This window comes from Cellvibrio sp. BR (genome assembly GCF_000263355.1).
Lineage (GTDB): Bacteria > Pseudomonadota > Gammaproteobacteria > Pseudomonadales > Cellvibrionaceae > Cellvibrio.
In genome coordinates, this window is the sequence record NZ_JH668208.1 from 41093 (window position 1) to 54662 (window position 13570).

Annotated in this window: 6 protein-coding genes; 3 read left to right on the top strand and 3 right to left on the bottom strand. The window is 49.6% G+C overall.

Annotated features, from left to right (window positions below; all coding sequences use genetic code 11):
• Position 1 precedes the first annotated feature (1 nt).
• Together O59_RS19920 and O59_RS19925 are read right to left on the bottom strand one after the other, a co-directional pair.
• Positions 2 to 1465, bottom strand: a complete 1464-nt coding sequence (locus O59_RS19920) for a glycoside hydrolase family 32 protein (RefSeq protein WP_007645999.1) — start codon at positions 1463 to 1465, stop codon at positions 2 to 4.
• Positions 1462 to 4356: a GH32 C-terminal domain-containing protein gene (locus O59_RS19925; protein WP_050977143.1), complete on the bottom strand. Its 2895-nt coding sequence runs from the start codon at positions 4354 to 4356 to the stop codon at positions 1462 to 1464. The genes O59_RS19920 and O59_RS19925 overlap by 4 nt, the downstream gene beginning before the upstream one ends.
• Positions 4357 to 4516: 160 nt before the next feature.
• Here O59_RS19925 and O59_RS19930 point away from each other — a divergent pair, with 160 nt between their 5' ends.
• From O59_RS19930 to O59_RS19940, 3 genes are read left to right on the top strand one after another with little or no spacing between them, the layout of a single operon-like run.
• Positions 4517 to 5530, top strand: a complete 1014-nt coding sequence (locus O59_RS19930) for a LacI family DNA-binding transcriptional regulator (protein ID WP_007646003.1) — start codon at positions 4517 to 4519, stop codon at positions 5528 to 5530.
• 37 nt (positions 5531 to 5567) lie between these two features.
• The gene (locus tag O59_RS19935; protein ID WP_007646005.1) at positions 5568 to 6806 is read left to right on the top strand and encodes an MFS transporter; all 1239 of its coding nucleotides are present in this window, start codon (positions 5568 to 5570) and stop codon (positions 6804 to 6806) included.
• 3 nt (positions 6807 to 6809) lie between these two features.
• On the top strand, positions 6810 to 7946 hold the full coding sequence (locus tag O59_RS19940) for a winged helix-turn-helix transcriptional regulator (protein ID WP_007646007.1): 1137 nt from the start codon (positions 6810 to 6812) through the stop codon (positions 7944 to 7946).
• A gap of 104 nt (positions 7947 to 8050) precedes the next feature.
• Here the strand turns inward: O59_RS19940 and O59_RS19945 are convergent, their stop codons facing one another.
• A complete protein-coding gene (locus tag O59_RS19945) occupies positions 8051 to 13153 on the bottom strand; it encodes a discoidin domain-containing protein (RefSeq protein ID WP_157152674.1) in 5103 nt (1700 codons plus the stop codon).
• Between the last annotated feature and the right edge of the window lie 417 nt (positions 13154 to 13570).

The window sequence follows — 13570 nt, forward strand, 5'->3', positions numbered from 1 at the left end:
GTTACTCCAGGTGGTAGATCTGGGCCGAAACTGCATCCAGCGCGCCAGAGCGCAAATGCAATTGCAGCGTCGAATAGGGCGATTGCGGAAAACAGCAGCTGGTCAGGCACGTCAGGCCGCCATTGGCAAACACCTCTAGCGAGGAGCGATCTACAAACAACCGCAGCTCGGCAAAACCGGGCGCACTTGCATACAGCTCCGCGTGCATCTCGCGCCCAAAGCCTTCCTGATCCCAGCCCGATTGGCGGCGATCAAGACTAAGCCTAGCCTGCGCAGCGTCCAACACCAGGCTCAATTGTTCGCCCTGCGCATTTATCAATTGCCATTCCACCAGAGGGGCTGCCGCCGACCAGCGCAGTTGCAACACAATTTCCGCAACAGGCGGTAACTCGCTAGTGCTGAGCAACTCACCCGCCGCCATGGCTTGCGCCGACAACCAGTCAAACTCGCCGCGGCGAGCCTGCAACAAGTTGACGTGTGGTTCACTGGCCACCCGGTAGTGCCCGTTTACGTTGTGCAATGCCATCCGTCGCGGCAGCGACATAGCGCCGCGCCAGCTGTCGGTGGGAGTTTTATTGGCGTATTGCCAGTTGCTCATCCAGGCGATCATCACCCGCTCATCACCCATGGATTGCAATCCATCCCAGGTGATACCGGCATAAAAGTCGGTGCCAAAATCCAACCAGCGGGTGTCTTCGTGCTCGACTTGAAACACCTGCCCATCAAACTGGCCGACAAAATACTGCATCGCCGAGCCACCATTAGGGCCGCCCGGGTTGAGGCTAATGGTCAGAATCCAGCGGCTTTCACCCGTCTCGGCGCAGGTGAGCGAGAACAGTTCGGGGCACTCCCACACGCCGCCATGGGCGCCGGATTCAGCGCCAAACTCCGAAGCAAAGCTCCACTCCAACAGGTTAGTTGAGGTGTAAAAATGCGCGCGATCGCCCGCCACCAGCGCCATCACCCAGCGCTGGCTTGGCTCATGCCAGACAACTTTGGGGTCGCGAAAATCTTTCAATCCCGGATTGGCAATCACCGGGTTGCCCGCATAGGGCACAAAGCGCTTACCGCCGTCGGTGCTGTAGGCGATGCTCTGCACCTGTACTGCGTCTTTGGAATGCTGGGTATAGGTGGCGATAATTGGTGGGCTTACTCCATCGCCCAAGCCGGAACTGTTATTCCAGTCAATCACGGCACCACCGGAAAATGCGTAGCCCAAGCCTTCCGGCTCGGCATCCAGCGCTATGGGTAACTCCTGCCAGCGCACCAAGTCAGGCGACACCGCGTGCCCCCAGTGCATATTGCCCCAGACACTGTCATCCGGGTTCATCTGGTAATAGAGGTGATAAATGCCATCTTTGTAAAACAACCCATTGGGGTCGTTAATCCAATTGCCGCGCGCCGAGTAATGCAATTGTGGGCGCCAAGCGTCTGCGGGTAGCGCAGGGGTAGTAAAACTGGTCATAGCGAAGTCTCTGTTATGAGTGTGGATTGCACAGGAATATGAAAGTCATCGACATTGAGATACGCGCGCGGGCCCTTGGCCTGATCGCGAATGTGGAAATAGAGGCTTTTGCCCAGCGCACCTTTGAGGTCCCAGTAAACGCGGCGCAAGCTGTGATTGGTGCCGGCAGGTAGCGCTGCCGCCTCGGTGCCAGTAACGCGCATCAACTCACGGCCGGTCTCAAGGTCCACCAGCGCGACATAGAGATTGTCCATGTCCATACCGCCGCCGATCAGGAAATTAACCTGGCCGTTACCGCCCAGCACAAAGGGCGCCGAGCGCAGCTCGCCGGTGGCATCACCACCCGCTAAACTACCGAGCAAGTGACAACCGCCGGGGATACGCCCACTGGGATTTAGCTCCCGCTGATCCGCCACCACCTGCGCGGCAGTAAAAGCAGCGCCTTGCGCTTGCCAGCCGGTGAGGTTGCACTGGCTAAAATCGTGGTTGGGCAGCGCGCTCTGCCAGGTGGTATCGCTGTATTCAAAGGCGGCGGGAGCCGCGGGCACCGTGGCACCTTGGGCGGCACTCATCGGCCACACACGCAACCGTTTCACGACTGCGGCGGGTGGCAATTCAAGGCCGAGCCCAAGGGCATCAAGCGTTGCGGGAAATACTCGGCTGGTCAGGCCAATGCGGTCATTGACATAAACCTCCAGCATGGAGCGATCCAGAAATACGCGCAGCCGGATTTCATCATCCAACGCCAACTCACCACCCTGCACGCCATAACTCAGCACATCCGGATCGAGACTGGTGCGGGTGCGATCCAGCGCCAAACGCCAGCGCGAGGCACCATCAGCAGGCTGCAAACTGAGCCGGGTCAGCTCACTGGCACGCGGGTTTTTACGCAGTTCCAGCGCCAGTGAACCAGCGCCAGTCGAACCGACCAACTGCGCGCTATCCAGCACCAGTTCCAGCTCTAACAAATCCCCCTTGACCGGTGCCAACAGTGCCTGGGCCTGGGCGCCGCTGATGTTGGCGGCATCAACCAACGCTTCACCGCGCAGTGAGGAAAGCTCGGCGATAGGCGCAAACCGCAGTTGGTCGTCCTCGCCCAACCACAGGCTGAGTGGCAGGCCACCGTTGTGCGCCCAGCCGCTCTCGGCCTCTTGTTGGCGGGTAGTTTCGCCCTGGGCTATGGTGAATAAAATGCTGCGTCCGGTGACCGGGTCAACCATACCGCTGGGGCCGGTGAACTTGCGATCACCTATGTCCATCAGGCGCGGTTCGGGGTGATCCGGGCTAAACCGGCCGGTGGAGGCATCCCATACCCCGATCCAGTAATAGACCTCCACCACCGCACCAGCGCCGTGGGAGTTAATGCCAAACCAGTGGCGCGGGCGACCGTCGCGACCGGTACCCAGTGGCAATAGCACCGGCAGCTCCCATACCGGGCCAACTTGTGGATAGGCCTTGATATCGGTGCTAAACAGCGGCCCCAGGTAATTCCAGCCGAGCAAATCAGTGGAGGAAAACACCAGCGCCGTGCCGCTGCCATCGGGAATGCCCGAGGTCACCAGTTGATACCACTGTTGGGCGGTCTTATCCCAAAATACAAAGGGGTCGCGGAACTGGCCAAACAAACCCCAATCGCGCTGCTGCGTAATGAGTGCTTCCGGGTGCGCGACCCACTTGCGCAACAGTGGATCAGTCAGGTCTTTAGGGCGAGCCAACGCCATTCGCTGGGTGGGAAACATCTGGTCGTTGCCGGCGGTAAAAAACAGCACCGGGTTACCGTCAGCATCCAGCGTTGCACTGCCCGACCAAATACCGTCCGGCGCTAACTCACCCGCCTCGGGGCGCAAGGCCATTTCCACCTCCTGCCAGTGCACCATGTCATCGCTGACCAAATGTCCCCAGTGGATCTGGTGCCAAAAGGGCCCGTGCGGGTTTTTCTGGAAGGTAATGTGGTATTTGCCCTTGTAGTAGAACGGCCCGTGCGGTTCGTTCATCCAATGGGCATCAGGCATGAGGTGATACTGCGGGCGGTGTTTGTCGCCATCAAACGCGCTGCGTGCAATCGTCGTATCCGCCAGCGCAAGCGCAGGCAATTGCCCATCAACCAAGCCACGGGTATACAGCGCTTGGTGTTCATTGGTTGAGAGTGAGCCATCGAATACCGCTAACTCATCCATCAAGCCATTAAAACTGTGCAGATGAAAATGCCCCAAATGCAGCAGCGACGCCGGATGGCGCCCGAGCAGCAAAGGCACAGCAGGCAGCTGAAACTGAGCCAGCGCTGGCAGCTTATGAGTCGCCACCGGTTCGCCATTGCGATAAAAAATTAACAATTGTGCAGGCTTATCGACACGCACCGCCACATGGGACCAGGTATCAACCGGCAACCGCTGGCCGGCAGTGACCGTGTGAGTTTCAACTCCATCACCAAACTGCACCAACCACTCGCCGTGACGCCCGATTCCCAGTACAAACCCCTGATGTTCCGCCGCCTGATATTGACCAATCAAACCCGACGGCAACCCGCCATCGCCCCATTCATAGGCTTGCGGCGCCACCCACATACTGAGTGTCATCACCCCGGAGGCGGGTATCGCCAGTGGTGCCAACTCCACAGCATTGCTATAGCCATCAAACTTCAAACATTGACCGGCAATGCAGTTTTCCCGCCAGTAAGGATCAGACACCGGCTTATAGCGCGCCGCCAGAAAGCGATGCGCAATGAGGTAATCGCGCCCCGAAACAGCATCCTTTACCCGTGCACCACGCCCCTCATCAAACTTGATTGCCACTAACAGTGGCGCCTGTTGTTTTGGCCAGCAAGCCAGCAGCAATACTAGCGAGATAGACAAGACAATGATCAATAGTCGCGAACGCTTAACCAATCCCATAACGGACTCCAACAACTTAAACCCGGATTATTTATTGCTTTATTTGCGGATTGACAAAATGTCTATCGTTGGTCATTATAGTGAAAAGGGTAGGAAATATGTCAAGCTAAATGTTCGTATTTAGACAAGCCTGATAACTCACCCAGCCAATGGAACACAAATGACTTCTATTAAAGATGTAGCGCTACATGCCAACGTGTCGGTAAAAACAGTTTCCCGCATTCTGAGTGGCTACGACGGCGTCAGCGACAAAACTCGCGAGCGCGTCAATGCAGCCATGCAAGCTCTGGAATTCTATCCCTCTGCCGCTGCGCAAGCGCTACGCGGGCAGGAGACTGGCATTGTGTGCCTGATTACCGAGCGACTGACCACCACGCCAGATTCCTTCGATATTATTGCGGGCATCCAGCATGAATGTGAACGTCAGGGGAAACTCCTGATGATCGGCGAATCGGGTGGCAAGGCATCCAGCTTTGAACGATTGGTAAATGACTTTCGTCGCCAACGTGCGCAGGCGATTATTTTTGCCACTGTTTATCACCGCGAAGTCGCTATTGAACAAAGTTTCAATAAATGCCCACTCATTCTGGTGAACTGTTTTGAAAAAAAATTGCGCCACCCGACCATCATTCCAGATGACGAAAGTGGCGCTTACGATGCAACAAAAAACTTATTAAAAGCCGGCCACAAACGAATCGCATTTTTGACCCTGTTTGATGATATGCCAGCAACTGTGTTGCGTCTGCGCGGTTACAAAAAAGCTCACATGGAAATGGGTGTAGAAATGCAAGCGGAACTTATCCATGAAGGTGTATGCCGCGATCCAGAAGATGAGTTCGCAACCATCCCCGACATTCTGCGCGACATTATGGCCCGCTCCGAGCGTCCCAGTGCAATCATGTGTGGTAACGACAAAATGGCAATGCGTGTCTACATGCTGATACGCCGCATGGGCTACAAAATTCCCGAAACGATTTCGATTGTGGGTTACGACAACTACCGCATGATTGCGGAAAATCTGGTGCCCAAACTCACTACCGTCTCGCTGCCCTATTTCGAAATGGGACAAAAGGCCGCACAACTCGCCTTGGAAGAAAACACTCCGTTAAAAACCTATCTGATTGGCGGTGAACAAGTTATCCGCGGATCAGTAGCACCACCCGGGGCCGGTTAACGCCGGCACACTCTTGCCCATGCTAACGATGAGAATAATGATGCCATTCACTAGCGCCACCAAAAATTACTGGTTACTGAGTACCTGCTTATTTAGTTTTTTTCTAACCTGGTCGTTTACGTTTTCATTATTCCCTATTTGGTTAAATCAAGTTATTGGCCTTAGTGGCGAGCGCACCGGCATGATTTTCAGTATCAATGCCATGGCCGCATTATTAATTATGCCTTGTTATGGTTTTATTCAGGACAAGCTTGGGGTTAAGCGTTCGCTATTGTTTGCGGTAGGCATATTATTAATTCTGAGCGGCCCGTTTTTTATTTTCATTTATGCCCCCTTGCTACAACATAACTTTTATCTCGGCGCGGTAATTGGTGGAGTGTATTTTGCGATCACCTTTCTGGCGGGTGTCGGTGCAGTAGAAACTTACGTCGAGCGCATTGGTCGCTTTACCGGCTTTGAGTTTGGTAAAGCGCGGATGTGGGGTTCTTTGGGTTGGGCCTGCGCCACCTTTTTTACCGGTTATCTTTTTAATATCAACCCGCATATTAATTTTTATCTCGCCAGCATCAGCGCGCTGGTGTTTATTTTTGCCCTACTGTTTGTTTCCACCCAACCCACAGCGGGTCACTTACAGGAAAAAACATCGCCACTGAGCACCCGCGACGCACTAGGCTTATTAAAACTACCCAGCTTTTGGGCATTTGCCACCTATGTAATAGGCGTGACTTGTGTGTACACCGTTTACGATCAGCAATTTCCGGTTTATTTCTCCTCGCTCTTTCCCAGCAAAGCAGAGGGTAATGCCATGTACGGTTACCTCAATTCATTTCAGGTATTTCTTGAAGCGGGGGGCATGTTTTTAGCGCCCTTTATCGTAAACAAAATAGGCGCAAAAAATGGCCTGCTGTTATCTGGTGCCATTATGGCACTGCGGATTATCGGCTCAGGTTTTGCCGACAATGCAATAGAAATTTCTTTCATGAAACTGCTACACGCGGCTGAGCTACCCATTATGCTCATCTCTATTTTTAAATATATTACCCGCAGTTTTGACGCTCGCCTTTCCTCTACGCTGTATTTGGTGGGTTTTCAATTTATGACTCAGGTTGCAGCCAGCGGGCTGTCGGTTGTTGCTGGCTTAATGTATGACAATTTTGGTTTTGCCCTATCCTATAAAATTATGGGAAGCGTAGTTGTGTTTTTTCTTATTATCTCTGCATTTTTACTACACAACGACCAAGAGCCCCGCCTACAATTTCAGCCATCCAATCAGTAACCCATGAGCCAGGGGCAAAACTCATCCAATCTACGCGATAAGAATGAGCAGCTCATTTTATTGCTCATGCGTGAGCATCAACAATTATCAAAAGCCGATATAGCGCAGCTAACCGGCTTGACCTATCCGGCTGTTGCAAGAATTGTTGAAACCCTGGAAAGCAAATGCCTTATCCAAAAAAAAGGTATTCAGAAGAAACCGCGAGGAAAGCCAACAGCCCAGTACGAGATTCGAGCTAATGGCCGATTGGCTATAGGGATTGAGATTAGAGAAAACATTTTTCTGATCGCCGTGATTAATTTTCATGGAACCATTCTGGTTATTCAGGAGTATCCAGTCCACCAGCAAACAAATTTAACTCTTGCAGATCAAATTTATCATCAGGTCGTTGAGCTGGTTAAATGTCTGAAACTGGAGCAACAGCGGGCATTAATTGGAATCGGCCTTATCGACAGCGGCGATGAAATAATCTGCGTGCGTGAGATAAAGGCTCGCCTAAGCCAGCGATTAAAGAATCAAAACGATCAATCACTTTACAAGCTTGTGCTTGTGATCGTTCCTGCAGGAATTACGGCGGCCGCCGCAGAGATCATAAAAAATCCCACAAGTATTAAAAAAGATTCGCTCTATATTCAAATAGATCTGGACATTGACGGCTGCTTTATTTTTGCCAACGAAATAAATCTGCATCGACCGGTTGAAAAAAAATTTCTTGGATCCATGCCTATCGCATTCGCAGCTCATAGTAGAACTGAAGTAACACAATACAACTCGCTCAATGAGCAATCATCCCTTGCTAGTTTATGCCGACACCTTGGCGTGGCATCCACATTAGAATTAATGCATTTTAATTATCAAGCCCAAAACCCGGCAACCAATCAGATAATTTCTGCATGGATCCAAAATGCCGCCAGTGCACTGGCATTTTCCATTGAAACCAGCGCCAGTCTGCACCATCTTGACGAAATCATTATTGTCTCTTCTATGCCAAAAACTTGGCTTTTCACGCTGATTGATAACGTCAAAAGCCAAGCATCAACCCTGCTTCGCAACAGAATTCGCAGCGGTTTAACAGGGGATGAGACTGCCATCATAGGAAGTGCTGCACTGCTATTGATTGGAGACTCTCACCGCGGTTGATTAGTGGTGCTAATCCTAAAAACATAAAAATGGCTGGGCATGATTGCCCAGCCAAGATAAGGTTTATTCGACTAAAAAACTTACATCAGGGGAATAAATACTCGCTAAAGCCCTTCTACTCCTTCCCGATAGAGGCGTATTAATGCCTCAACATCATTTTTAAGAATTTCCAAGGTATTAGCATCTATCACATTTGAATTCCTGGAAAGCTCATGAGACATATTTGTTAGCAATTGCAAAATAATTCGATCGCTGTTCATACCATGTGCAATTTCTGACTGCGAAACAATATGTTGTATCTGCCTAAGGATACGGCTGAGCTTATCAGCTAATTTTCCGGTGATATCGCCCGAGTTTACACCTTCAATGAACAGGGAGATTAGCGACTCCAGATTAGTTTCTACTCTGAAGGTTAGCTGTTCATTGAGTTGATTACCCGCAAAATCTTTTGCAGTTATATGCAATTGGTGAGAACCAATTTTACCGGGTAGATAAATTCGGTAACTAGTTGTATTCACACTGGGTGCAATGATCTGACCATCCAAAGATACCTGCTGAAGTTCCAAGCCAGACAATGTATCTGAAATGGTCAAACTGAGCGTCTGATTATCTTGTATCGACTCCCCCGCAACAAAAGGTTCACCATTCAACTCAATCAAATATTGCGGCAAGGTTTTATCAAGTTTCACCTGAGAAAAATTAATATTTTCAACATTCCCCGCTTTATCTGCACTCCAGAACATCAGATCATTACTACCTTCGGTGCTGACAACAACTGAAGTTGCCGATTGCGATGGCGCATCACCAAGCGCAAAGTAAGTCGCATCAACACCGGAAGCGTCATCAATCGCATTGAACTCAAGCAGGACATCGGAGTTCACCCAGCCCGCAGGAATATTCGCTTGAGTGATAGGCGGTTTATTGTCCACATGCAGCCTCACTTCCGCCATATTGCCGAACCAGTTGCGCCAGTTGTATAAACGCAGATATCGGTAACCAGACTGAGTGGTAACACTCAGGTTTTGCCAATCCCGGGTAGCAAGTGCTGGCGAGGTGATTGTGGTCCAATTGATATTGTCATTCGAGCCTTGCACCACTGCACTTTCGATGCGGGTGTAATAGTTATCCTGGCGCGCCAGCATATTCACACCGGTTAACCACACCAAGTTCCCTTCTTTAAAATCAAAGGTAATGTAACCACCACTGCCATTGGTGCCGATTCGGAAATCGGAAACGGTGCCGGCATTACCATCAAAAAGCGCGTTTACGTTGCTCAGGGTTACCGCTGCATTGGGGCGACCAAAAGTCGTTGAGGGGTCAATCAGATCTGCAATTTCAGCAATATTAAGCAGCAAGTCATCGCCATTGATGAGATACAACCTGGAGCCATCGGTCGTGCTGCTTTCAGGCGTTCCAGTTGCGCCAGTTGTGCTGGTGTAGTTAATCGTGAACCCAACATAACCTTGGTTGACGTCGGCTGACATAGTTGCGGTTGCGACCCAGGCGTTATCATTGATTTGGGATACGCTGGCAGGAACACCCTGAATAATCACGTCCATATCTGCAATTAAACCAACTGCACCTATAGAAATGCTCACCTCATCGCCAATATGAATCAACCCGGTTGCATCCGCAGAGGTAGAAGACAAACCAACGGTGCTGATCAAATCCACAGGGCCGCGATGACTACCGTGGAATTTCACTTCCGCCATATTTCCAAACCAGCTGTTGCTGTTGTAGATGCGAATATAACGATAATGCTGAGGATCATTAATTGTCAGCGCTTGCCATTCGTTAGTTGAAATCGCTGAGCTGGAAATAGTGATCCAATTTTGATTATCCTGTGAAGCCTGAATACGCGTACCATTAATGCGTGTGTAGTAGCCATCCTGACGGGCCAAAATATCAACCCCGGTTAGCGCAACAGAGCCGCCGAATTTAAAATCAAACGTGATGTAACCACCAGCACCATTACCACCTAATCTAAAATCGGAAATGGTGTCAGCATTATTATCAAACAGATTGCCAACCTGTTGCGCCGTTACCGCTACACTTGGCCGCCCGAATGAAGTGGACGGGTCAATCAAATCAGCAAGGCTGGAAATTCCATCTATAATATTGGTGCCATTGGTCACATATAAATTGGATTTAATAAAAGCATCATTGCTTTGACCGGTAGCGCTGATAACGTAGCTCAAGTAATAGGACAACGCACCCGCATTAGCATTCACCGGCAAGGTCACACTGGCAGTCCAATGAATACCATCGGTCGTTGAAACTACCGCATTGACGCCCTGCACATTGAACACCAGATTTTCAATCGCCTCTTTCGCAACCAAACTCAACGTCAGCTCACTGCCAGTAAAAACAATTCCGCGCGTACCCACTTGCTCTGGCGCTACGTTGATCGCTTCAATTTTATTATTTGTCTCAAAGCGCTCACCCCAAATACGCACCTCACCCAGCTCCATCAAATTCAGAACTTGATTGCGTAATGCATCGGGGTGCGGGTTAACCATTTGCAATTTAAAGTAGCGATACTTACTGTTTTGGTAAGCGGCATCGACTGGCAAAATGGCAAGATCATCCTGAAATGGGGACTCATCCGGCGTGATACGCGTCCAATTTTGCGAATCATTGGAAGCAAATACTGTAATGCCGGCGCCGCGATCTGCAAAATTCATCCGTGCTTGAACACCGAATGCGGTCGCACTGACTTTATGGTCTATGCCAAAATCGAGAATGTGATAAAGATTAGCGCCAGATAAAAAACCGGTAAAGGTGTCAGGGTCTGCATCAACAAGTGAATAGACACCACCGAATGTTGTGCTCGCAACTGTACTTGCGAAATTCAAACTTCCATCACCCAATAACGGCGTCACCAATTGCAATTCACTCACCGCGACAAACAGAGCTTGAAGCAGTGCTGCAAATTCTGCTTCACTCGCATTATTCAAACCAGTTGTCGCCGCCGCATACGCTTGTTCATAATTTTCCAAAGAATCTGTTGAATAAATTGCGTTGCCATCGAACCCCGCATTGATACTGGCCAGTGCGGCATTGCGATCTTGCTCGACATAAACGTCAATTTTTTTAGTGGTGCTGGTCAACGCATCATTTGCAGAAACCACAAAAGAATAGTGACCAGCGGATTGCGGTATCCATGTGAACGCACCGGTTTGCTCATTAACCCCGGCGCCCGCAGGAGCCTGATCAAGTTTGTAGGAAATTACATCGGCAGAGTTGGGATCAGTCGCGGCGAAGTTTTTGTTAATAGCGGCGCCTACATAGGTATAAATTACCTGGTTCCCCACACCCTCGACAAACACCGGTGCACTTAATTCGGTACCCGCATTCACATTAAAATTATCGATATCAACCTGAGTGCCATCACCTTCAATAAATACATAATTCAAGCTGTAGCTACCACCAATACCACTTGGAATAGCGCCGGTTCCCGCGTCATAAACCACATAGCGCCATTGATTATTGGTATTGGGTAGCTCAATTTTCTGATAAGGCTGTGCCTCCAATCCAGTACTCAGCGCCAAGGTTGCAACGCCGTTAGTTCTGACCTTAATACCGTAAGGTAAAACACTGGGGCGCCCACCATAGGAGAAATTAAACAAGCAAATTTTTGCGCCTTCAGGCGTCGCCATCAAACGCACAAAATCCGTACCCGCTTCGCTAAGAGTTTGGCTGTTTGAATCAAACGCGGTGTAGCGTTCTTCAGGCTCAATAAGCGATGCGTTTAGCTGGGGTTTGGGCAAACTAGCAGCCCCTTCGTTTGCTACTTCCGCCGGAATATAGAGCCAAAAATCACCGCCACCATCGACATTTTCCCACGCATTGGCCAAACCACGTGCGTAATAAAAACGACCGGGCACCCGGCTCTGAAAACCCTTATAAAAATAGGGAGCCACCACCGAGAGATCGACACCTTTGGTGTAGGTGTAGTAATAATAAAGATCCCAAAAGTTGGTGGTTAACATACGCCCGCGGTATTGGCTTGAAATAAAATTATACAAACCACCAACTTGACCATCCGCAAAAATAGAAAATTCTGTGGGCACCCAATCGGTAGGATTACCGGCCATATAGCGCCAGAAAAAATCGGCGGCATGGAGTACACGATCATTTAAAAACTCGTACATGCCAACAGCATTGGGCGCCGTGGATAGCTCACCGGAAACAGGGTCAACTTTAGAATTCTGTGCGTAAAACATATGCGCAATAATCGTGGCATTGTTGAGATCGCCCGCACCATGGGCTTGATCCCGCCCCATTTCAACATGCTGCACAACGGGTGTTGCCAATAGCTCACCCGTTTTTGCGTTGCGATCAACCAAACGAAATAAACGTTTAATAGAACCATTAAACCCTTGGTTCAATGCGGTCTTGTTAACCGTCATCCATTCGACCGCTTCGGTGTAACGATCTTTATTGCCGGTAAAAATATAACCCGCCATGGCGCCCATCAGTGGGTAGCCATGCTGGTTCATAAACTCATTATTGCGATGCATGAAGGTTTCAGTAGCCGGAATAATTAAATTATTCGTGAGCGCCTGTGTATCAGCTTCAGTCCATGCCGACGCACTATTTTGTGAATTTGTATAACGCAGGATTTCCGCACCGGCCAACATGCGATTCATCGGAATACCCGTGTGAATATGGGCATCGCTAAAATAAGCATACTGCGCAGGGTCCATCTGCCCCCACACACGCAATATATTCATCGCGTTAGTTCGATAAACATCATCGCCCGTGATGTAAAACAGCAAGGCTTGGGTATACACCTTCAAACCATCCGCAATAAAACGCGAATTAAACGATTGACTATTAAATGCCAATGACAAGGGTGTTGTGGGGTTGGCCGAACTGGCATTACTTGAAATTGCAGTACGCGAAGCCGCGGAGGTCGCCAGCATATCTTTGTAATAGCTATACCAGGGTTCTTGTTGTGCAATCACTTGCGCACGCACATTTTCCAAAATCGGTTTGGTTAAACCCACCCCGGGGTGGATGAATCCTGCTGTATCGGTTGATTCTTGAATACTGGGATTAAAGTCGGTAATGGCTGGCAAATCCTGTGCATTGGCGGATATACATATCACCGACACACACAGGGCTTTAACTCCACCAATAAATACTTTGCGGGAAAAACACCTCAAAAATGTAAATGAGGGAGTAACTTTTATATTTATCATTGCTGCCTCTGCTAGCTGATTGAAAATGCGACCCACCCCACCTTACATCGGGCAAGCCAGTTGATAGCACCGCGTTTCAGGTGTGATAAAAACACCAAGCCATTAATCATATTTATACGGCATTAGTTATGGTATCGATACCATTTCTGGATTGCAATAACCCCATAGCAACATCAAAAATTTATTCTAATAGTGCAAAAAATAATGGGTAATTGATTTATTTAGACGCCATGGGCAATAAATATCGTTACCATTTTTTACATGGAAAGATATTAATGCGAACAAGGGTAACAACAGAGAAAGCGCTGGGCTGCGGGTAAATATCTAAATTGAATAATACTCCACACACCTAACAGAGGGAAAATGCCCCTCTGCAAATAAGGGAGCATTTTTGAGGAATACCAAAGAAACCTGAAG